Below are 22,309 nucleotides of genomic sequence, written 5' to 3'. Positions count from 1 at the left end.
CAACTGTAAATCTGCCAGCGCAATAATGGCGGTCACCACAAGACGTACTTCATGGAGGCCGACTTCCACAAAGGGGTTTCCTACGCTTATGTTGTGAGTATGGGAAGTGAAGTTGTGTGACGGATAAGTTCAACAACATACTCTACACAAAGAGAGGGCCGCGATTCTATACCGAACGCGGCCCTCTCTGTCAGGCAAAAAGAGTACAAAGACTAAAGTAGAAACCTATCCTTTAGCGCCACCTTGCTTTCATGCAGTGCACTGCGAAATTCCCTTACCGCAAATTCGTACGAATTCGGATCTTTTGAGATCTTTTGCGGATCCCATCGCGCCATATTCATTACAAGCTGATAGGAGTCAGCGATTCTGGCTAGATACTCTTTCAGAAAATCAATTGGGTTCTCCACTAACCAACGAACCTTACCTTCCTTTACCTCCATAAGACCCTTGAGGCCATAGATTAATGGGACGATCAGCCCCTCTGGATAGTTGTTAGAAACACCCTTTCTAAAGAAGGGGGTCTTTGGCTCAGTGGTGACATATCCTGATACGTCTTTGCCGGCAGCCTTTGCATTCTTTCTTCTCTCAGGGTCATAAATTTTAACAATTGGATTTGCTCCAAAACGTCTATTCCCTTCATTGTAGGCACGCGGAAAATTTTCGTAGATATAGTCATAAAGTAGAGGCAGGTCTGTCAGCACTTTGAAAGCACTTCGTACACCTTCATGTTTTAGCGAACGTTGCGCCCCCTGCATCTGATCAGTTACCCGATCGTCACTCATCAATTCTTCAAACCGCTTCGAGCATTCTCCCTTGTTACGGTAAGTGTTTTGCGGAGACACACTAATATCAAGAGGCAATGCCCCCTCTTCATTCAGGAGATTTAGAGGAATCCACGCCAATGCAATAAGATCTCGAACCTTAATGGGTCGGTTCTCGGTATCATCGTCCCAGCTATTTGGCTTCCACTCCACTCTTGCGGCAAATTCCGGCGGAACAAGTTCTTTGATAGCTTCATAGAAACCCTGTTTATTTGCCTTTGCTTCAATTGGGAGCTGAGCATTGTTGTTCCTCGCCTCGCAAACTTCCAAGAGCGGCATCAAGAAATCATCCCTCTCCTCTTCTGTAGGTCCGCTAGGCACAAGAATCTCAACAGGCACGTAAAACCCAAAAATACGTTGGTCTTCAGGACGCTCCAAATCTGACTTCACAGCGGACTCAATATCGCCCCTGTGGTCATGCCAGGCCGCCTTCATATCGTCCCATGATTTCAGTCTTTTCCATTCTTTGTCCTCCATTAGCGGCTGAAGAATGTACAGGCCGATGGCAAGCATATTGTGGCCACCATCAAGGATGCCTTCGATCTGTGGGTCGTTAAACGCCAATCGATATCTGTTTCTTTGAAGTGCTTCATACTTCGAAGATCCGATCAACACGCCTTTGGATTTGTAGCGAAAAAGGTCGGCAGACGTATTCAGTGTTGAAAGAATATCTTCAACAACCGAATTTCTCCGAGAAGATCGCGGATTAGCAGCAAGACCAGCATTGTCGAATAGAGGAAGCAAATATCTGACCGGAACAAATCCAATCAATCTGGTTATAGGTACCTCAATACCCATATCTGTATTGGGCGCAGGCTGCACAGCAACGTCTGCAAAACGAATCACAATGTCATCAGAAATTTTGGACATAAAAAAACTCCTTTGTCCGTCTCAGGATTAAGGAGCAAATCTCGAATCTGTCGTGGCAAAAAAAGCCTGATCACAATAGGTCCACGATCTTTCGATCACCTAAAGGTTGCCTCCCATCCGGTCAGCCAGAAATCCGAAACCCACTCCGAGGTTATCTATGCGTTTTTTCAAACGCGTAGTCTTTTTGCGAGATAAATGATGGGAAGTCAATGCAACTTATTGTATTTTTTCGACTCAGCAGCCGATCAAAGCCACGATTGCCATCACGCCTCCCATCACCTAAATGCTCCTTATGAGCAAAAAGCTGAGAATCTTGGTCGCGCAGTTGAACCCGGTGGTGGGGGATATTCGGGGGAATCTGGAGCTGGCGCGGGGCGCGCTGGCCGAGAGCAAGGCCAAGGGCGCGGACCTCGTCGTCCTGTCGGAACTCTTCATCCTGGGCTATCCGGCCGAGGATTTGGTGCTGAAGCCCGCCGCGGTGGAAGATTCCATGAAGGCGGTGAAGACGCTGGCCGCCGAGACGGCTGATGCGCCGGACCTGATCATCGGCGCGCCGTGGATGGACAATGGCAAGCGCCACAATTCGGCGGTCTGGCTATCGGGCGGGGCCATCAAGGGCCGCTATGACAAGCGCGAGCTGCCCAATTATGGCGTGTTCGACGAAAAGCGCATCTTCGATGCCGGCGAGGGCCCTCCCCCCGTGTTCGAGTTCCACGGCGTGACGATCGGCGTCGCGATCTGTGAGGACATCTGGTATCCGCGCGTGCCGAGCGAGCTGCATGATGCGGGTGCCGACATGCTGATCGTGCCGAATGGCTCGCCCTGGCGCAGGACGGTTCAGGTGGAGCGACACACGACCTTTTCCGCCTGGCGCAAGACGGGCGTGCCGTATTTGTTCGTGAACCAGGTGGGCGGGCAGGACGAGCTGGTCTTTGACGGCAGCTCCTACGCGGTCGATCATGACGGGACCGAGCACCAGTTGCTCGGCGATTTCGTGACCGGCACGGCGATGGTGGCCTATGATCCGGCCACGCACTGTTTCGAGAGCGGCGCGAAAGCGGAGTTGACCGAGGGCTGGCATGCCGAATACCGCGCGGCGATGCTGGCGCTGGGCGATTATGTCAACAAGAACAAATTCCCCGGCGTCGTGCTGGGCATGTCGGGCGGGATCGATTCGGCGCTGACGGCGGCGATGGCGGTAGACGCGCTGGGGCCGGACCGGGTCTGGTGTGTGATGATGCCGTCGAAATATACGTCCTCGGACAGTCTGGAAGATGCGAAAGCCTGCGCCGAGGCGCTGGGCGTAACATATGACAGCATCAATATTGCCCCCGGCGTGGGCGCGATGGGCGAGATGCTGGCCGACCAGTTTGCCGGCACCAAGCCGGACACGACCGAAGAGAACATCCAGTCGCGCCTCAGGGCCGTGACGCTGATGGCGCTGTCGAACAAGTTCGGCCACATGGTGGTGACGACGGGCAACAAGAGTGAGATGGCGGTCGGCTATGCGACGCTCTATGGCGACATGTGCGGCGGCTACAATGCGCTGAAGGATTTCTACAAGACCGAAGTGTTCGAGCTGGCCAAGTGGCGCAACACGATGGTGCCGCGCGGCGCGCTGGGCCCGGCGGGCGAAGTGATCCCGGAGCGGATCATCACCAAGCCGCCCTCTGCGGAGCTGCGCGAGGACCAGCGCGATGATGACTCGCTGCCGCCCTATGACGTGCTGGACGATATCTTGCGCGGGCTGGTGGACGAGGAAGAGCCGATCGAGGCAATCCTGGCGCGCGGGCATGACCGCGCCGTGGTGAAGCGGATCGAGCACCTGCTCTACATTGCCGAATACAAGCGCCGCCAGGCCCCGCCGGGCGTGAAGGTCGGCGGCAAGAATTTCGGCCGCGACCGCCGCTATCCGATCACCAACCGGTTCCGGGACGATTGATCGGGCTTTTGACGCCTATTCGAGCGAGCCGGGCTCAACCCCTTCATAGGCGAGGCGGTTGGCCTCGGCATCCATGCGGATCTGCTCGGCATCTTCCGGGGCAATATCGCTCGCTTCGCCATAGGCCAGCATCGGCGACGGCACGACGCCCGGATGCTCGATCACGGACGCATAAAGCAGCCAGGCCTGATCGCCGCCCTCACAGGTGACGCGCACCCATTGGTCCTCGACCGTCGGCATGGAGCCGATGTCGCTGATGTCGCGCAGCTCGGCCTCGTTGATGTCGTATTCGGCGCCCTCATGGGAAACAACGGTGAAGCCCTCCCCAAGATAGCGGAGATAGGTCAGCTGCTCGCCGGCCTTGAGGTCCAGCGTGTGGATGCCGCCCTCGGAAATGTATTCGATGCTGGCATCCTGGTTGAGCGTGACCGGGAAGGTCTTGGTCGCCACGAAGAAGCGGAGGTCGTCGGCCTCGGCGCGCGCATAATTCCAGAGCTGGTAATTGGCATATTGCGGCAGGGCGCAGCGCGTGTCGGCCTCATTGGCGCCATTCGGCACCGTCCAGGCGGGGACAGTCGTGCCAGCATCCAGCACGGCAAAGCCGGCCGGGTATTCGCCGGGCCAGCCGGGGCTGACATACCAGCTGTCATCATAGCCGGACAGGGCCTTGTAATCGAGATCATCGACGGGCGGCGCGGCAGGCTCTGCCTCCAGCGCGCTGTCGAGGCCGGGATCGGCTTTGGTCTCGGCGGGCGCCGGCGTCGCTGCCGGGGCGTCCGCGCGCTCCTGTCCGCAGGCCGCGAGCAGGCCCGCTGCGATCAGAATACAGCCCAGTCTCATCTACCTCTCCTTGACGGCGACTCACATGCCCGTGCCACATTAGCACGAACAATAGCAAGAATGTGGCATCGATCCCTTGGCTTTTTATGCAATTTGATGTCGAAAGCACGCTTCAAAACAGGTTTTCTCCATGACTGCACCGATTGTTCGCTTCGCTCCCTCGCCCACCGGCCGCCTGCACGTAGGCAATGTGCGCACGGCGCTGATCAACTGGCTGTTCGCCAAGGGCCAGCAAGGCAAGTTCATCCTGCGCATTGATGATACTGATACCGAGCGCTCGACACAGGAATATGAAGACGGCATCCGCACGGATCTGACCTGGCTCGGCCTCGTCTGGGACGACACATTCAGCCAGTCGAAACGCTTTGCCGAATATGACGCGGCGGCCGACAAATTGCGCGAGATGGGCCTGCTTTATCCCTGCTACGAGACGGCTGACGAGCTCGACCGCAAGCGCAAGATCGCGCTGTCGCGGGGCCGCCCGCCCGTCTATGACCGCGCGGCGCTGGAGCTGAGCGATGAGGACAAGGCAAAGCTGGAAGCCGAAGGCCGCACGCCGCACTGGCGCTTCAAGCTGTCTGGCGGGCGCGTGGAATGGACCGACCTGGTGCGCGGGGACCAGAGCATCGACACGGCCAGCCTGTCCGACCCGATCCTGATCCGCGAGGACGGCTCCTATCTCTACACCCTCCCCTCGGTCGTCGATGATATCGAGGCGAAGATCACCCATGTCGTGCGCGGCGAGGACCATGTCACCAATTCCGGCGCGCAGATCGAGATCTTCAAGGCGCTGGGCGGCACGGCCCCGGACATGGCGCACACGCCGCTGCTGATCGGCGCGGACGGACAGGGCCTGTCGAAGCGGCTCGGCTCGCTGTCGATGGGCGAATTGCGCGCGCAGGGCTATGAGCCGATGGCGGTCTCCAGCCTGCTCGCCAAGATCGGCACATCCGATAATGTCGAAGCGCGCGAGACGCTGGACCAGCTGGTCGCGGAATTCGATTTCGGCAAGATAGGCCGCGCCCCGGCGCGCTTTGACGAGGCCGAACTCTTGTCGCTGAACGCGGCGATTTTGCATGGCCTGCCGTTTGATGCGGTGAAGGACCGGCTCGCCGACGTGGACCCCCGCGCCGCCGACGAGGCGTTCTGGACTGTGGTGCGCGAGAATTGCTCCCTGCTGCCGGATGTGGCCAGCTGGGTCGAGACCGTGTTCGGCGAGATCACGCCTCTGGTAGACGCTGAAGACAAGGACTTCGTGGCGACCGCCGCGACCCTGCTGCCCGAGGGCGACCTGACGGGCGAGAGCTGGAGCCAGTGGGCGAATGCCGTGAAGGCCGAGACCGGCCGCAAGGGCCGCGGCCTCTTCATGACGCTCCGCAAGGCGCTGACCGGACAGGAACACGGCCCCGACATGGGCGCGCTGCTGCCGCTGATCGGGCGGGACCGGGCGCTGGAGCGGCTGGAAGGTTAGCCGCATAGAATGAAGCAGCTCACAAAGGTCATGATCATTGGATTTGCTTCGATTTTCGCGGCGTATGGGCTTGCAACGTTCGGAATCGGCTTTTTCACCAATAATGTTGCGGGTATCGCCCTGCTGATCTTTGTGGCGGGTTTCCTCCTTTGGCGCCCTATCTACATTTTCGATCTGCCCCTGTCTGAGGCGGTGCGCGCCAAACCATTCATGACCGCGATGAACATGATCTGGCTGCTTCAAATTTTCATAGCTGGAGTTCTTCTCTGCACCATTTCCTAGAAATGACCGAGAAGAGAAGTCTCAAGCAAACCTCAGAAACTTGAAATCATTTGCCTTTTGATATTTTGGAACAAAGTCAGAACTTTTTCCTTTCCAAAAGGTGAATATTCTGGTTATGTTCCCTTATCGCAGATCAAGCGAAGAACAGGTTCAGCACACAGTTTCACGAGGGGTTTCAGCATGTCGGGTTTGGTGATCAAGGGATGTGAGTACGATCCAATCGAGTCCAAGGATGTCGTCTATGGCGATGGTTTCCGGATGGAGCTGGAACAGGCGATTGCGCTGGCCTCGACGGGCGTTGAATTCTGGGCCGCCGAGCGTGATGGCTCTGCCGCGCCCATCTCTGTCGCCAAGAATGAATATGGCGAACTGATCCTGAAGACCGAGCCGACGGCCTACGCCGCCAACCCGCTTGGCGAGATCAGCGCGCCGCCGATCGTGCACCGCCGCTATCGCCCCGAAGCGCAGATGCCTGCACGGATCCATCCCGGTTACGCTGTCGCGGCCTAGTCACGCAGCGGCCCCTACCCTTTACATGTTTCCTTGCCTGACGCGTCTCCACACCCACTCTCCAGGCGCGCAGGATTGATCCGGCCTCACCTGACCGGATTGGAGGGGTCACACCAGCATGTGAAGGGTGGGGGTTACTCCGCCTCCAGATGAACCAAGATATCGCCCTCGGCGACCTGGTCCCCGGCGGCAGCCTCCACGGCTTCTACCACCCCGTCGCGCGGCGCCGGCAAGGTGTGTTCCATCTTCATCGCTTCCATCACCGCAACCGGATCGCCCTTGGTGACCGTATCGCCCGGCTTCACATGTACGGCGAGCAGCTTGCCCGGCATCGGCGCGCTGACAGTGTCGCCGCCCAGCACCGCCTCCACATCTGCGTCATAGTCCGGCACCTCAACCAGAACCGTGTCTCCGCCGGTCGTCACGGCATAGCGACGCGGCGAGATGTCTGTCACGAAAGGCAGCGGCGCGTCCGGATCGACCTCATGCTCTGACGGATCGAACCAGTCGGCATCGGCGCCTACGGCAATTGCGGCCTTGCGCACAGGCGAAGCGTTCGAGCGGAATCCATCGCGGATTCCCCACGGCGTGATGGCGCCGGCATCATCCAGTTCAACATCACTCACCGCCAGAACTGACGCATGCTGATGTGCGGCGGGCGGATGGGTCAGCGCATCCCCCTGCTCCGCAATCCAGTTCACATGATGCGTGCCTTCGCGGAAGGCCTCCGACAGGGCGCAGCGGCGCAGGAAGCCTGTATTGGCCGGCACGCCCGCCAGCTGTGTGTGCGCCAGCGTCTCGGTCAGCAAATCCACGGCGGCGTCGCGATCCTCTCCGTGCACGATCAGCTTTGCGATCATGGAATCATAGCTCGCCGGCACGCGGTCGCCCGTCTCGAAGCCGGCATCCCAACGAACCGTCTCGCCATCAATCGGCTGCAACAGGCCGAATTCGAGGATCAGGCCCGCGCCGGGGCGAAAGCCATCGGCCGGGTCTTCGGCGCAGATGCGCGCCTCGATGGCATGGCCCATCAACGGGATCTCGTCCTGCGCCAGAGGGATTTCCTCGCCGGAGGCGACCAGCAATTGCCAGGCGACAAGATCCTGCCCGGTAATCATCTCGGTGACGGGATGCTCGACCTGAAGCCGGGTGTTCATTTCAAGGAACCAGAACGTGTCGACGCCCAGCGGCTTGGACCCGTCCACGATGAATTCCACCGTGCCGGCGCCCTGGTATCCAACAGCCTGCGCCAGCTTCACCGCCGCCTCCGTCATGGCCGCGCGAACCTCGTCCGGCATGCCGGGCGCGGGCGCTTCCTCGATGACTTTCTGGCGGCGGCGCTGCAGCGAGCAATCGCGCTCATAGAGGTGGACGACATTGCCATGTGCGTCGCCGAAGACCTGCACTTCGATATGGCGCGGCTGCTCGACCAGCTTTTCCAGCATGACCCGGCCATCGCCAAAGGAACTCTCGGCTTCGCGCACCGCGCTTTCGAGTTCGGCCTTCAGCTCGCCCGCCTTGGAGACGAGGCGGATACCGCGTCCCCCGCCCCCGGCGACCGCCTTGATCAGCAGCGGAAAGCCCACGCCTTTCGCGGCCTTTGCGAGCGTTTCCAGCTCCTGGCCTTCGCCGCGATAGCCGGGCAGCACAGGCACACTGGCCTCTTCGGCAATGCGTTTGGCTTCATCCTTCGGGCCCAGGGACCGGATCGCCTTGGCGGACGGGCCGACCCAGATCAGCCCGGCTGTCTCCACGGCTTCGGCGAAATCGGCATTCTCGGACAGGAAGCCATAGCCCGGATGGATGGCATTGGCGCCGGTCGCCCTGGCCGCGGCAAGGATGGCCTCGACCTTGAGATAGCTTTCGGGCGCAGGTGACGGGCCGATATGGATCGCTTCGTCGGCTTCCCGGACATGTTTCGCGCGCGCATCGGCGTCAGAATAGACGGCGACCGTCGCAATACCGAGCTGGCGACAGGTCTCAAAAATGCGGCAGGCGATCTCGCCCCTATTCGCGACGAGCAGCTTCTGGATCTTCAATGCGTGGCCCTCCCGGCGCCCGGTGGGCTTTGCCATGTACGGCCGCCACCAGGACAAAACTGATTATCATCAGCAGATACCATGATCCGAGTTTCGATAAAGAGACCATCTGCCAGCCATGCTCTTGCCCGGGATAGGCCCAGGCACGGGCGAATGTTCCAAGATTTTCGGCGAACCAGATGAAGATTGCCACCAGCCCGAAGCCGATCACGAGCGGCATCGGCCGGTGCGCCTCATCGGCGCGAAACCAGACCATGCTGGGCCCGTAAACCATCGCTATGCCCACGAACAGGGCGATCCTGACATCCGGCAGCCAGTGATGCGCGAAGAAATTCACATAGATCGCCGTCGCCAGCAGGCCCTGCAACCAGAGCGGCGGGAACCGGTCGAACCGGAACTCGAAGATACGCCAGACCCGTGCAAGATAGGAGCCCACCGCGCCATACATGAAGCCCGTGAACAGCGGCACCGCGCCGATGCGCAGGAAACTGTCTTCCGGATAGATCCAGCTGCCATGTGCGGTCTTGAACAGCTCCATCACCGTGCCGACGACATGGAAGACGAGAATGATCCTCGCCTCCTCCCAGGTCTCAAGGCCCGTCCACAGCATCATGATCTGGATGGCGAGCGCGCCGAGCACGAGGAAATCATAGCGCGAGAGGCGCGCGCCGTCCGGATACCAGACAAAGGTGAGCAGCAGCAGGCCCAGCATGAGGCCGCCAAACAGGCACGCCCAGCCCTGCTTGATGCCGAAGGCAATGAATTCAAAGACCGCCTGACTGACCGGCCCGGTCACGTAGCGGGCATGCAGGGCCGCGCGGGCGGCATGCAGGCGCTGCTGGGCGCGCGTCGGGGCAGGTTTGGGCGTCTCCATCCCCTCTTCTATCCGGGTCAATCACGGCGCAATCGGGGCGCGGCGGGGACCTTTGCCGGTCCAAATTCCGGCTTTGACACCCTTCCGAGCTGTCGTAAGGGTTAACGGGCAGAAACCACACGGGAGTGTCTTATGGCCTATGCATCAGGTATCGGAATCAGCAGTCTTGCCGGCGTGGTCGGCGCCGTTGTCGGGGGCTATATCGGCTTCACGCAGGCGGCGGACATCAGCAATCTGGAGCCGGTTTCCGGCGCGCTGATCCTGGGGGCGATCGGCTTTGTGGCAGGCAGCGCAGGCGCCTTCCTCCTGAAATCCCTGATGCAGTTCGTCATCTACATCATCCTGTTCGGCATTGTGGCGTATTTCTTCCAGCACCAGATCGAGGCGCTCACAGGGATAAACCCGGTGAGCGCGACGCTGAATTTCCTGGCGGACCTTGGCCTGCCCGTGAGCGCGAAGGACAGCGTTCTGGTTACCGACCCCAGCTAGGCGGGCGCTTGTCGAGGAAGGCCTCGATGCCTTCCTTGCCCTCATCCGAAACACGGCGCGCAGCGATGCGCTTTGACGTCTCGTGGCTGAGATCCTTGTCGATGAACACGCCGGAGACGTCGCGCACCAGCGCCTTGCTCTCGGCCACCGCGCCCGGCGCCGCCGCGAAGACGAGATCGGCAAGGTGCTCTTCCATCGCCGTCATCTCGGCTTGGTTTTCGACGACATACTGAACGAGGCCCAGCTTTTCGGCATAGTCTGCGTCGAACGTCTCGGCCGTGGTGAACAGGGCCTTGGCCCAGCGCGCGCCGATCGCCTCGATGACATAGGGGCTGATCGTGGCCGGCGTCAGGCCGAGCCGCGCTTCGGAAAAGCGGAACTTGGTGCCCTTCATCGCCACAGCCACATCACACGCTGCCACGAGGCCGGCCCCGCCGCCCATGGCCGCGCCCTGCACCAGTGCCAGCGTCATCTGGGGCATGTCGTAGAGCGTGCGAAGCATTTCAGCGAGGTTCATCGCATCGCGCTCATTGTCCTCGCGCGTGTGCATGGCCGCCAGCTTCATCCAGTTGAGGTCCGCACCGGCGGAAAAGCTCTTGCCCGCGCCGCGCAGGATCATCATGCGAATAGTGCGCTGGTCGGCGATGGTGTGGAACACATCGGTCAACTCGGCGATCAGTTCGGCATTGAAGGCATTGTGCACGTCCGGCCGGTTGAGCGTGACGACGGCGAGGCCTTCCTGTGTCGCTTCGAGCGTGATGAGATCATAATCGGAATCGCGCATAGGGATCAGTCCTGTTCAGTGTTGGAAGCTACCTTGCGGTAGTGGCTGGATGGGCGCAAGGCGGTCCGCTCGACAAGATGCCACAGCGCATAGCTGGCGGCGATGACCGCAACTGCAGAGAGGAGAAATCCAGCCGCATAGCCGAGCGCCGCAAAGGCCGCGGCCATGACCAGGCCCTGCAGGATCGGGAAATGGGTGATGTAGACACCATAGCTGATGTCGCCGAACCGCGCGACATTGAGGGCCGGCCCCGGCAGGAAGGCGGCGCAGGCAATCAGGCCCGCCAGTCCCGCAGCGCGCAGCGGCTCAAGCCAGGGATGCAGCGCCGACAGGAGGGCCAGCGCCAGCCCCGCCGCACCGAACCAGAGCGGCCTCGCCCTGGCCAGATCCCAGACCTGCCACAGCGCAATGCCACTGGCGAAAAAGGCCATCTGGCCGGGTAGCTGGCGCGCCAGCACAGGGGCGAGCGGATAATCCAGCAGGACCGGCACATAGTGGCGCCACGCCTCCCCTGCCGCATAGAGCGCCACCAGGGCGATCCATTGCGCCCGGCCCATGCGCCGCAGGATCCATCCGATGATGGGCAGGCAGAGATAGAACATGACCTCGATCTTCAGCGTCCACAGGGCGCCATTGACCTCTGTGAAGCGATTGCCCTCGAACAGGCCGGGCAGGTCTGGCGACAGGAAATTCAGGAAGACGAGGTTTGCACCAATATATTCCGCGACGCCGCCAAGATTTCCACCCATCAGCAGGCTGATGAGCGCGGGAATGAGGATCACGGCGGCATAGGCCGGATAGAGTCGTCGCACACGCTTTCCGGCATAATCGGCAAGGCTTTGAGACCGCACAAGCGAGCCGGCGACCAGCGCGCCGGAGACGATGAAAAATCCCTGAATGGCAATTTCGGCGACATGCCCCCAGGCGCGCTCCAATCCGCTCATCGGGGCAAGCGCGGACAGTACAAGGGCATGATAGGCAAACACCGCAGAGGCGAGCGCCAACCGGATGAGATCGAACCTGTTTGCCGCCAATCGGTGCCCTGTCGCCATCGGCGCTGTTTATCTTATCCGTTCCAAATGGAAAGGGGCCCGCTGGACCGGCGGACCCCTTCAGCACCGACTGGGTGGGCAGCCTACCGACCCGGCCGGCCAGCCGCCGTCACGGCGCTGTGCTCGGACCGTCCCCGCCAGGCAGCAAGGGCATCTGCCAGTTCTTCCTCGGAAACGGTTCCGTTCGAATTGAGGTCGAATTTCGTGAACTTGGCTTTCGCCTCCGACTCGCTGGCCATGCCCGCGCTGCCGGAATAGCTCACATATTCATCCTCGCTGATCAGGCCATCATCATCCAGATCCAGCAACGAGAAGTCGGGCATCTCGCCCGCATGACCCATCAGGGCCGTCATCATCGCCGCCGTTACCAGAAAGCTGCTACGTCTGACCATGTTCGAACTCCTTCTCACTCTATGCGTCGCAGGGGACCGCGACAGGACTGAACTTACCCGAAACACCTGGTAATGATGCGTGAAAAGACGTTCACGACGAAGATGTAATGAATGCGGCTCAGACCGCTTCGCCGCCGATCTCTTTCATGAAGGTGAACCAGGATTCCACCTTGGACGGCGTCAGTTCGTCAACGCTGCCGATGATCGTATGGTGCATCGGCTTGAAGCCGGAAAGGCCGAGCACCCCCCGCTCCAGCGCCTTCAGGGCGCCCGCATCCATACCGAAGCGATAGATGAGGTCCGGCATGCCCATCGTCACGACAATGCGCGCCGACTTGCCCTTCATCATCCGCTCCGGCCAGCCAGCATTGGACTCACGCGTCTTCAGGAAGAATTCTGCCCGGGCCGCCTGTTCGAAAAAGGCCTTGAGCCGCGCCGGCATGCCGCCCAGCCAAAGCGGAAACGCGATGAAGACATGGTCGGCCTCGGCGATCTTTTCGCGCTGGCTGAGGATGGGTTCCGGCGGCGGGTCGTTGAATTCTGCCTGCGAGGTCAGGAAGGGCACATTGAGATCTGCTACCCGGATGCGGGATACCTTGTGATTGGTGGCCTCGGCGCCCTCGGCATAGGCATCGCAGAGCGCGTGGATCAGATGATCGGGATCGGGATCGGGGTGGCCATCGATGATACAGATAGAGCGGGTCATGGGGGTCAGCCTCCTGCCATGTGACAGGGGGCTTCTAGCATGGCTCTGCAACAGGTTTTATACGTAGGATTACTACTGACTTGTTCACGTAAGATATGCTGTATCGCCCGCTTGGCGGATGGAATCTCTCGCTCGATCGAACATATCAAACACTTCCAAATGTTCCGCTGTATAATGTTTGGAAAGCGTTCGACTCAATTGGCGTGCAGTGAACGTCGTATTTTCGTAGGCTTTCCAAAAGCGGTCGCTCCGGCGCGCAGCTGATGTAAAGATCGCGCCAAACTCCTGCAGGGCGATCTCATATGACGTGAAATGCTGGTCCACCTTCTCAGGCAGTTTGTCCTTGGACGTTACCATCGTGCGGAGCGTACTAATTCGCTCTCTCAACAATTCAATCATCCAGGTTTCACGATTGGCACCTTCTTGAGTCCAGTTCCGTGTTGCGAAATTGTATAAGCGCCTTTGAATCGTGATAATTTCTTTTACAACAGCCCGTCTTTCGCGCTTGCCAATCTCATGCCGGGAAAACACCGCACCAATCAGCGTAAACAAAACTGCCAGAGTGAGTTCCCAAACATAGGGGCCTATCGATGTAAGCAGATCGCTGTATTTAGTCATACCCTACATCCGGAATAGGCCGAAACCTCGGTCCGGGAACGGAGCATTGAGGCTGGCTGACAGGGCGAGGCCCAGCACGCGGCGGGTGTCGGCCGGGTCGATGATGCCGTCATCCCAGAGGCGCGCGGTGGAGAAATAGGGCGAGCCCTCGGCCTCATAGAGATCGCGGATCGGCTGTTTGAAGCCCTCTTCCTCGGCGGCGGACCATTCACCACCCTTGCGCTCGATGCCGTCGCGCTTGACCGTGGCGAGCACGCTGGCCGCCTGTTCGCCGCCCATGACCGAGATGCGGGAGTTCGGCCACATGAACAGGAAGCGGGGGCTGTAAGCCCGGCCGCACATGCCGTAATTGCCCGCGCCGAAGCTGCCGCCGGTCACGACGGTGAATTTCGGGACGCTGGCGGTGGCCACGGCGGTTACCATCTTGGCGCCATCCTTGGCGATGCCGCCAGCCTCGTATTTTGACCCGACCATGAAGCCGGTAATATTCTGGAGGAATACCAGCGGAATGCGGCGCTGGTCGGCCAGTTCAATGAAATGCGCCGCCTTCTGGGCGCTTTCAGAGAACAGGATGCCGTTATTGGCGAGGATCGCGACCGGCATGCCATAGAGGCGCGCAAAGCCGCAGACGAGCGTTTCGCCATAGAGCTTCTTGAACTCATGGAATTCCGACCCGTCAACGAGGCGCGCGATCACTTCGCGGGCGTCATAGGGTTCGCGGACATCCTGCGGCACGAGGCCATGCATTTCGGCCGGATCATAGAGCGGCTCAGCCGGTTCGGTCAGGTCGAAAGGCTGGGGCTTCGGCTTTGCCAGCGTACGAACAATGGAGCGCACAATGGCAAGCGCATGGGAATCATGGGCCGCGTAATGGTCGGCCACGCCGGACTGGCGGGCATGAACGTCTGCGCCGCCGAGGTCTTCGGCGGAGATCACCTCCCCTGTCGCGGCCTTCACCAGCGGCGGACCGCCGAGGAAGATGGTGCCCTGCTTGCGCACGATGATGGTCTCGTCCGACATGGCCGGCACATAGGCGCCGCCCGCGGTACAGCTGCCCATGACCGCCGCGATCTGGGGAATGCCCTTCGCGCTCATCTGGGCCTGGTTGTAGAAGATGCGGCCGAAATGCTCGCGGTCGGGAAAGACTTCGGACTGGTGCGGCAGGTTCGCGCCGCCGCTATCGACCAGATAGATGCAGGGCAGATGATTCTCGAGCGCCACTTCCTGCGCGCGAAGGTGCTTCTTCACCGTCACCGGGAAGTAGGCGCCGCCCTTCACCGTGGCATCATTGCAGACGATCAGGCATTCGCGGCCTTCGACCCGGCCCACGCCCGTGATGAGACCCGCGCCGGGGGCTTCATTGTCGTACATGCCATTGGCCGCCAGCGCGCCGATCTCAAGGAAGGCCGAGCCCGGATCCAGCAGGCGTTCGACTCGCTCCCGCGGCAGCAATTTGCCCCGCTCGACATGGCGTTTCCGGGACGCTTCCGGCCCGCCAAGTGCCGCTTCGGCGGTTTTTTCGCGCAATTCGGCAAGAAGCGCGCTCATGGCCGCTTTGTTGGCGGCAAATTTGCTACCGGACACATCAAGGCTGGATTTCAGAACCGGCATAACGCCTCCCACTGGAATTTTGTGCCTGCTTAGCGGTGCCCGGCCCACCTGTCACGCGGGCGTCATGCGAATTTGAAACACAGGGGATGAGCGAAAGGCTTTGAAAAGGGAATCGAAATGGGCATGTTCTTCAACATGGGCATTGATATCACTCCCCGCCTGCGGGCCATCGAATTCCTGAAGGATGTCCCGCGCCGGGCCATGAAGGCCGCTGGCAAGGAAGCCGACTGGTTTTCCCTTCCGGCCGGCAAGCCGCTCTACCTCGCGGGCGAGCCCGCAGACACGCTGTATTTCGTCCTGTCCGGCACGCTGGGCATCTTCCGCGAAGGCCCGCACGGCAAGACCGAATTCGTGGGCCATATCCGCTCCGGCGAACCGGCGGGCGAGATGTCCCTGTTCCTGGGCGGGGTCGATCTGACCGGCGACGGCCAGCCGAATGATGCCCCGCACACGAGTTCGGTCTATGCCCTGCGCGACACTGAGCTCGTCGGCGTCTCCCGCAAGGGATGGGACCGGATGGTCCGCGCCGAGCCTGAGCTGCTGGAAGCGATGATCCGGGTGATCCTGCTTCGCCTCGGCAAGTCCGGCGACCGGGTCGCCAGCGCCGCGCCGAAAGTGTTCACGCTGGTGGCGACGTCGCCCACGATTGACCTCAAGCTGCGCGCCCGGTCCCTGAAGCAGGCGCTCGAACGCCTTGGCCGCAAGGCCATCATCGTGGACGAGAAGATGGGCGATGAGCGCCCCGCCGCCTATTTCGACGAGCTGGAGCGCACACATGATGTGGTGATCCTGATCTCGGCCATCGGGGACAATGCCTGGTACCGCCTGTCGATGCGCCAGGCCGACCGGATCTGGGTCGTTGGCCGCGCCGATGCGCGCCCGTCCAATCCGCTGATGCCGGATGACCAATCCCCTGCCCGCGCGCTGAAACTGGTCGATGTCCTGTTGCTGCATCACAGCGACGAACGCCAGGGCGCCAAGCCCGCCCAATGGATGGCGGCCTCCGGCGCGACCCGCGTCTTCCACTGGAGCCGGGTCGAAGGGCAGGACTGCGACCGGCTGGCCCGGATCATGGCCGGCGTGTCGGTCGGCCTGATCCTGTCGGGTGGCGGCGCCCGCGCTTATTCTCATATCGGCGTCGTCCGGGCGATGCGCGAACTGGGCCTGCCGATCGACTTTGTGGGCGGCGCCTCGATGGGGTCGGTCATCGCGGCCTGTGTCGCGATGGGCTGGAGCGATGATGAAATCGAGATGCGTATCCGCAAGGCCTTTGTCGACAGCAATCCGCTTGGGGACTATCACCTCCCCGTGGTCGGCATGGTCAAGGGCGCGCGCGTGAATGCGCGTCTCAAGGAACATTTCGGAGAGGCCGAGATCGGCGATCTCCACCTGCCCTTCTTCTGCACGTCCACCAACCTCACCACCGGCTCGACCCGCATCCATCGCGAAGGCCTGCTGCGCGAGGCCCTGCGGGCCACAATCTCGCTGCCGGGCATCTTGCCGCCGGTCGTGGACGGCAAGGATTTGCTGGTCGATGGCGCTGTGCTGAACAATTTCCCGGCGGACATCATGCGCGACCTGCATCGCGGCTTTGTTGTCGGATCGGATGTCACACGCCAGCCAGAGAATATCGACCTTGAAGAGTTTTCAGAACCGCCGGGCTTTTTCCGCTGGGTGTTCAATAATGGATTCTCCAGCCCGCCGCCGATTGCGGGCCTGTTGATGCGAACAGCGACGATCCGTGCAGATACGAAGTTCGGGCACGACATGGCCGACGTACTGGTCCTGCCCCAACTTGCGGGTGTCCAGTTGCGCGACTGGAAGGCATTCGACGAAACTGTCGAAGCTGGCTACGTCGCCACGATGCAGGCTTTCGAAGGCACGAAGATCAAGGAAAAGTGCTGTCCTGCTTAATCGGCGGATTCATTCAAGCGCATGTGCAATTCCATGAGCAACACATCCGCATATCGTCGCTGGGTCAATCGAAGTCCAATTGCCGCTGCTTCCAGAGAGCCATGAGACTTGTAACGCATTCCATCCGGATGTGCATTGATTTGAAGAGCCATTTCAACTTCTCGATAGCTGACCCACGCAGACTGGGCCGCATCCAAGCTCGCTTCAAAGACAACCTGACCGCGTCGATCATTAAAGCGGTTCCAATAACCCGACTTGAGCCGGATGATCTGCTGCTGCGTAAGCTCATCCAATCGTGCGGCTTCCATACCCATACAAACCCGCATGCCCCCATAGGAGCCACCCTTATCATCCATGCATTCCGTGAACGTCGAAGAACGGCAATCGGTTAAGTCGATGGGTTTATCATAATCTACTCGGTCTCTAGCGCAGGATTCCATTTCCATCAGCGCGGATGACGCATTCTGCTTTCCTACGACGCTATCATGACCCGGCTCTTCTGCTTCATCTGGCAAGCTGGCCGTTTCCGGCGTGCAGTCCGCATTGCTGTACGCGTACGCATACGTAGTTCCGAAACAATGGATCATCCGCTGTAAAACTCGTAAATTCGGCGAGGCCGAATCATATTCCTGCAGTACGTTGGCGTTGCGCTTTAACTCCTGCAGATCACCCTCAAGAAACGCTATTGATCCGAGGGCATACTGGTTCCAGGCACCATAATTCTTGCCCGCTGGCTTGAGACTCTTGCGGAACAGAGCGACCGCCTCTGCAGTCTGCCCGGCGAAAGCGCGCAGCTGCCCCTCATGCCAATACAGGATCCCCACTTCTCCAGTATCTGACAGAGTAACGTCACCTTGCTCGGCTTCCCATATGACGGGTTCGCCCTGCGTCTGCAGCCGTTCATGATACGCTCGAAGCAAGTCCGCAGCCTCCAGCCGACATGCCGGGCGATCAGCAACGGATCGCCACCCCAGTCGGGGATCATGATCAAAGGTGCTGTAGTCCAGGCTGAGTATTTTCTCCCGGTCCGGAATGCAGGCAGTGACTTCATCAGTTCCCGCACGACCAAGAAGTGTCAGACTGAGTATGATCAGGATCAACAAACGTAACATGAGCGCCTCCGCCTCATGTTATAATGTTTCACTTTCGTACGGGATTCAAGCCGTTTCGCCGAAAAGTTCCCGACCAATCAACCAGCGGCGGATTTCCGAGGTCCCTGCCCCGATCTCGTAGAGCTTGGCATCGCGCAGCAGGCGTCCGGTCGGGTATTCATTGATATAGCCATTGCCGCCAAGGATCTGGATCGCGTCGAGCGCGAGCTTGGTCGCGGTTTCGGCCGCATACAGAATGGCGCCGGCGGCATCCTTGCGGGTCGTCTCGCCCCGGTCGCAGGATTTGGCGACCGCATAGACATAGGCCTTGGCCGCATTCATCTGGACATACATGTCCGCCACCTTGCCCTGGATCAGCTGGAATTCGCCAATCGACTGGCCGAATTGTTTCCGGTCATGGATGTAGGGGATCACGACATCCAAGCAGGCCTGCATGATGCCGGTCGGGCCGGCTGACAGGACGGCGCGCTCATAATCGAGCCCGCTCATCAGAACGCCCACGCCGCCATTCAGCGGGCCCATGACATTCTCTTCGGGCACTTCGCAATCCTCAAAGACGAGTTCGCCCGTCTCTGATCCGCGCATACCCAATTTGTCGAGTTTCTGGGCCACCGAGAAGCCCTTGAAGTCGCGCTCGATCAGAAAGGCCGTGATGCCGCGTGAACCCGCCTGCGGCTCGGTCTTGGCATAAACAACCAGCGTGTCGGCGTCCGGTGCGTTGGTGATCCACATCTTGGTGCCGTTCAGCACATAGCGGTCGCCCTTCTTCTCGGCGCGCAGCTTCATGGACACGACATCAGAACCGGCTCCGCTTTCGCTCATTGCGAGGGCGCCCAGATGTTCGCCGGAAACCAGCTTTGGCAGATAGCGGGATTTCTGATCGTCATTGCCCCAGCGGCGCAGCTGGTTGACGCAGAGATTCGAGTGGGCGCCATAGGAGAGGCCCACAGAGGCAGATGCGCGGGAGATTTCTTCCATCGCGACCACATGTTCGAGATAGCCAAGGCCGGTGCCGCCCCACTCTTCCTCTACCGTGATGCCAAGCAGGCCAAGCTCGCCCATCTTGGGCAACAGGTCGCGCGGAAATGTGTCCGTCCGGTCGATTTCAGCGGCGCGCGGCGCGATCTCGTTCTGGGCAAAACTCGCCACAGTCTCGCGGATCATGTCCGCAGTTTCGCCGAGATCGAAGTTCAATGTAGGATATGTGTTCGGGATCATGCGGGTGACTTAGCAAGACTTCCCTTGCCTGTCAGCCTAATCTTCCTGAGCCAGCATCCGGTACAGATAATAGACAGACACGAACAAAAGAAAGCCGCCACCAAGCGCCATCAGGGGGCCGGTATAGGTCTGGCCTGCGGCCTCGCCCATCCGCGTGCCCGACTGCGTCAGGATACGCCGCAGCCCGTCATAAAGGCCAATCGTGCCAAGCCCCGCCAGTAGAGCGAAAGGCAGCCAGCGCCAGCCATGGGCCGGGGCGAAATCGGCCACTTCGTCCTGGGCCGGGGTGGTCAGGCGGGATGTATCGACCTCGACCGGGGCAAGGTCGTCAATCACGACCTTGTCTAACGGGCGAACGGCGAGATTGTCGAGCGTCATGCCCTGCCCTTCCGGGTCAGACAGGTTTGGCGGGCGATAGGCACGGCGGCGTTCCGACATGGAGGCCGGTGGGGGAGCTGTATCACCATTGCCTTCCGGGCCCGCCAGCGCGGAGACGGCGCGGGTAATCTCGGCAACCGTCTCGTCCCCGGCAGGCTGGCCCTCCGGTTCACCGGTCGCGCGGGAGCCATTCTCACCGAGGATCCGGGTCAGGCGCTGGGCTACGGCGCGGGCCGCGGCTTCCGGGGCGCTTTCGCGCTCTGCGCCGCTGCGGCTGCGATCCTGCTCCGGGCGCGGTTCCACCACGATGGAGGTTTCACGCCCGCCATTCAGGCCGGCCAGTCCGTCGCGCTCCGGCCGGACAAGTGCGCTTGGAATCGCCACACGCCTACCCGGTGTATCCAGGAACATGGCCACTTCGACGGCGCGGCGACGCACGAGGCCGTCGATCACGCGAATCTGGCCATCCACCCTGCCCCGGCGCCAGCCACTCATCGCTTCGGCCGCCAGGATGCGGTCGCCCGAATTGAGATGCGCCAGCACGTCAGAGGCGTCGAAGGCTTTCAGGCCGATATTGAACGCAAAGGAGACCAGCGCATCGAACTCGTTCTGGCTCAGCGGCGTGTAGACCTGCCGGGCCAGATGATTTTCAATCCGCTGCAAGTCGCGATAGCGCAGAATCAGTTCGGCATCGAAGGCACTGACCGTCAGCCCGGCCCGTGCGGTTTCCATATGGCCATACCCGATCAGCCATTTGCCATCCGGCAGGCGGCTTGCGCGCGCACGGAAGCCCTCGAAACTCTTGATGAGTTCGACCCCCTTGTCGGACGTGCGCATTTGACGGGCCATGCAGATGGCTCCCGTTTTGGGACAGTTTGACTTTTTACTACGGCCAAGCGCTGCAAATCGCGCGCCCATTCACCCGAGACGCGAGAATCCGCCCAAATGTGCCCACTTTACAGGAGCACGAGGGACGCCAGGCCGAGAAAACTGAAGAAAGCCATCACATCGGTCAGCGTCAGGACGAAGACCGAGGAGGCGACGGCAGGGTCTGCGCCGAGGCGTTTCAGGCCGAGCGGCACGAGGATGCCCGACAGGCCCGCCCAGATAAAGGTCGCGAGCATGGCCACGCTTATGACGAGCGCCAGCTTGATGTCGCGGAACCAGACGAGCGAAATCAGCCCGACGCCAATGGCGAAGATCACGCCATTTACGCAGCCGCTGAGCACTTCGCGCAGGATGGCCCGGCGCGCGGCGGCCCCGTCCAGCTGGCGCTCGGCGATGGCACGCACCGCCACGGCGAGGCCCTGGCTGCCGGCATTGCCGCCCAGCGCCGCCACGACCGGCATCAACACGGCCAGCGCCACGACTTGTGCGATGGCGGCTTCAAACAGGGAAATGATGGCCGAGGCGATGAAGGCAGAAAACAGGTTCACGCCCAGCCACGGGGCGCGCGCCTTGACCGTGTCCCAGACCGTATCGGCGCCATCGGCAGAGCGAACGTTGAGCAGGGAGAGCAGGTCTTCTGCGTTCTCTTCCTGCATGACGTCGACCATGTCATCGACCGTGATCATGCCGACCAGACGGCCGCCTTCATCGGTGACCGGCGCTGCCGCGAGGGAGTATTTGCGAAACTGGAAGGCCACCTCTTCCTGGTCCATCTCCGGCTTCAGGGACGAAAGCGGGTCTTCCATGATGTCGGACAGCTGAACGTCCCGGGGGGTGCGCAGCAATGTGGCCAGCGGGACAATGCCCATCAGGCGGTGGCCGGGATCGGTGACATAGAGTTCGTAGAAGACTTCCGGCAATTCCTCGCCCAGCTCCCGCGCATGATCAATGGCATGACCCACAGTCCAGTATTCCGGCGCGGCCACGAACTCCGTCTGCATGAGACGGCCGGCCGTGTCCTCTTCATAGGAGAGGCCGCGTTCCAGCTGGGCCCGGTCAATCGGGGCGAGATCTTCCAGGATGCGTTCGCGCCGCTCGTCCTCAAGGTCTTCGAGGATTGTGGTCGCGTCATCGGAGTCGAGTTCGTCGAGCGCGCTGGCCACGGCGGCGTCCGGCAGGACTTCCACCGCCTCTTCCCGGTAGGAATCGCGCAGCTCGATGAGAATATCGGCCGGCAGCTCTCCGCCGAGCAATTCCACGGCCTCCGAGAACGTATCGAAGGAGAGGGCTTCGAGCGCATCCGCAGCATCGGCCGGGTGCATGCGCTGCAGCGTCCGCGCCAGCCAGCGCGTGTCCTTTTCATCGACGGCATCGATGATGTCTTCCAGCATTTCCGGGTCGACGTTGGGCGTCTCGGCGGTCTGGCCAGGCTGAGCGGACGAGTCTGTCATGGGGCCTCTCTTGCCGGGGTTACGATGCGTCGGCAAGAACCGAATAC

At 60.8% G+C, this 22,309-nt stretch carries 20 protein-coding genes; 6 read left to right on the top strand and 14 right to left on the bottom strand.

What is annotated here, in order from left to right; all coding sequences use genetic code 11:
* Positions 1-212: 212 nt before the first annotated feature.
* Positions 213-1,691 carry a hypothetical protein gene (locus V7660_RS12990; protein ID WP_335603477.1) on the bottom strand — a complete coding sequence of 493 codons (1,479 nt, stop codon included), beginning with the start codon at positions 1,689-1,691 and terminating at the stop codon, positions 213-215.
* 292 nt (positions 1,692-1,983) lie between these two features.
* On the opposite strand from V7660_RS12990, the gene V7660_RS12985 reads away from it, so the two are divergent.
* Positions 1,984-3,633, top strand: a complete 1,650-nt coding sequence (locus tag V7660_RS12985; RefSeq protein WP_335603476.1) for an NAD+ synthase — start codon at positions 1,984-1,986, stop codon at positions 3,631-3,633.
* Between the two features lie 15 nt (positions 3,634-3,648).
* Here the strand turns inward: V7660_RS12985 and V7660_RS12980 are convergent, their stop codons facing one another.
* The gene (locus V7660_RS12980) at positions 3,649-4,473 is read right to left on the bottom strand and encodes a hypothetical protein (RefSeq protein WP_335603475.1); all 825 of its coding nucleotides are present in this window, start codon (positions 4,471-4,473) and stop codon (positions 3,649-3,651) included.
* Between the two features lie 130 nt (positions 4,474-4,603).
* On the opposite strand from V7660_RS12980, the gene gltX reads away from it, so the two are divergent.
* The 3 genes from gltX (at position 4,604) to V7660_RS12965 (ending at position 6,736) form a co-directional block, all read left to right on the top strand.
* Positions 4,604-5,944, top strand: a complete 1,341-nt coding sequence (gene gltX / locus V7660_RS12975) for a glutamate--tRNA ligase (protein WP_335603474.1) — start codon at positions 4,604-4,606, stop codon at positions 5,942-5,944.
* Between the two features lie 9 nt (positions 5,945-5,953).
* Positions 5,954-6,226 carry a hypothetical protein gene (locus V7660_RS12970; protein ID WP_335603473.1) on the top strand — a complete coding sequence of 91 codons (273 nt, stop codon included), beginning with the start codon at positions 5,954-5,956 and terminating at the stop codon, positions 6,224-6,226.
* A gap of 180 nt (positions 6,227-6,406) precedes the next feature.
* Positions 6,407-6,736, top strand: a complete 330-nt coding sequence (locus V7660_RS12965) for a hypothetical protein (RefSeq protein ID WP_335603472.1) — start codon at positions 6,407-6,409, stop codon at positions 6,734-6,736.
* A gap of 134 nt (positions 6,737-6,870) precedes the next feature.
* On the opposite strand, the gene V7660_RS12960 is transcribed toward V7660_RS12965, so the two are convergent.
* Both V7660_RS12960 and V7660_RS12955 read right to left on the bottom strand, forming a co-directional pair.
* The gene (locus V7660_RS12960) at positions 6,871-8,811 is read right to left on the bottom strand and encodes an acetyl/propionyl/methylcrotonyl-CoA carboxylase subunit alpha (protein ID WP_335603471.1); all 1,941 of its coding nucleotides are present in this window, start codon (positions 8,809-8,811) and stop codon (positions 6,871-6,873) included.
* Positions 8,744-9,649 (bottom strand): DUF817 domain-containing protein, encoded by a 906-nt coding sequence (locus V7660_RS12955; protein WP_335603470.1) that lies wholly within the window; start codon positions 9,647-9,649, stop codon positions 8,744-8,746. The genes V7660_RS12960 and V7660_RS12955 overlap by 68 nt, the downstream gene beginning before the upstream one ends.
* A gap of 132 nt (positions 9,650-9,781) precedes the next feature.
* Between V7660_RS12955 and V7660_RS12950 the strand changes: the two genes are divergently transcribed.
* On the top strand, positions 9,782-10,138 hold the full coding sequence (locus tag V7660_RS12950; RefSeq protein ID WP_335603469.1) for a hypothetical protein: 357 nt from the start codon (positions 9,782-9,784) through the stop codon (positions 10,136-10,138).
* On the opposite strand, the gene V7660_RS12945 is transcribed toward V7660_RS12950, so the two are convergent.
* The 6 genes from V7660_RS12945 to V7660_RS12920 form a co-directional block, all read right to left on the bottom strand.
* A complete protein-coding gene (locus tag V7660_RS12945) occupies positions 10,122-10,922 on the bottom strand; it encodes an enoyl-CoA hydratase-related protein (RefSeq protein WP_335603468.1) in 801 nt (266 codons plus the stop codon). The two genes, V7660_RS12950 and V7660_RS12945, sit on opposite strands and share 17 nt — an antisense overlap.
* Before the next feature lie 5 nt (positions 10,923-10,927).
* Positions 10,928-11,974: an acyltransferase family protein gene (locus V7660_RS12940; RefSeq protein WP_335603467.1), complete on the bottom strand. Its 1,047-nt coding sequence runs from the start codon at positions 11,972-11,974 to the stop codon at positions 10,928-10,930.
* 83 nt (positions 11,975-12,057) lie between these two features.
* Positions 12,058-12,366, bottom strand: coding sequence for an EF-hand domain-containing protein (locus V7660_RS12935; RefSeq protein ID WP_335603466.1), 309 nt, complete (start codon positions 12,364-12,366; stop codon positions 12,058-12,060).
* Positions 12,367-12,484: 118 nt separating this feature from the next.
* Positions 12,485-13,072, bottom strand: coding sequence for an NAD(P)H-dependent oxidoreductase (locus V7660_RS12930; protein ID WP_335603465.1), 588 nt, complete (start codon positions 13,070-13,072; stop codon positions 12,485-12,487).
* Between the two features lie 84 nt (positions 13,073-13,156).
* Complete coding sequence (locus V7660_RS12925) at positions 13,157-13,690, bottom strand: hypothetical protein (RefSeq protein ID WP_335603464.1); 534 nt, start codon at positions 13,688-13,690, stop codon at positions 13,157-13,159.
* 3 nt (positions 13,691-13,693) lie between these two features.
* Positions 13,694-15,301: a carboxyl transferase domain-containing protein gene (locus tag V7660_RS12920; protein ID WP_335603463.1), complete on the bottom strand. Its 1,608-nt coding sequence runs from the start codon at positions 15,299-15,301 to the stop codon at positions 13,694-13,696.
* A gap of 123 nt (positions 15,302-15,424) precedes the next feature.
* Here V7660_RS12920 and V7660_RS12915 point away from each other — a divergent pair, with 123 nt between their 5' ends.
* A complete protein-coding gene (locus V7660_RS12915) occupies positions 15,425-17,215 on the top strand; it encodes a patatin-like phospholipase family protein (protein ID WP_335603462.1) in 1,791 nt (596 codons plus the stop codon).
* Here V7660_RS12915 and V7660_RS12910 read toward each other — a convergent pair.
* From V7660_RS12910 to mgtE, 4 genes are all read right to left on the bottom strand, one after another.
* The gene (locus tag V7660_RS12910; RefSeq protein WP_335603461.1) at positions 17,212-18,327 is read right to left on the bottom strand and encodes a lysozyme inhibitor LprI family protein; all 1,116 of its coding nucleotides are present in this window, start codon (positions 18,325-18,327) and stop codon (positions 17,212-17,214) included. The genes V7660_RS12915 and V7660_RS12910 overlap by 4 nt on opposite strands.
* A 45-nt stretch (positions 18,328-18,372) precedes the next feature.
* The gene (locus tag V7660_RS12905; RefSeq protein ID WP_335603460.1) at positions 18,373-19,545 is read right to left on the bottom strand and encodes an isovaleryl-CoA dehydrogenase; all 1,173 of its coding nucleotides are present in this window, start codon (positions 19,543-19,545) and stop codon (positions 18,373-18,375) included.
* 36 nt (positions 19,546-19,581) lie between these two features.
* On the bottom strand, positions 19,582-20,772 hold the full coding sequence (locus V7660_RS12900) for a lysozyme (RefSeq protein ID WP_335603459.1): 1,191 nt from the start codon (positions 20,770-20,772) through the stop codon (positions 19,582-19,584).
* Positions 20,773-20,879: 107 nt separating this feature from the next.
* Entirely contained in the window at positions 20,880-22,262 is a 1,383-nt protein-coding gene (gene mgtE / locus V7660_RS12895; protein ID WP_335603458.1) for a magnesium transporter, read from the bottom strand.
* Positions 22,263-22,309: the final 47 nt, after the last annotated feature.

Source organism: Hyphomonas sp. (assembly GCF_036964145.1).
Lineage (GTDB): Bacteria > Pseudomonadota > Alphaproteobacteria > Caulobacterales > Hyphomonadaceae > Hyphomonas.
This window is presented reverse-complemented; position numbering and strand designations above follow the sequence as displayed.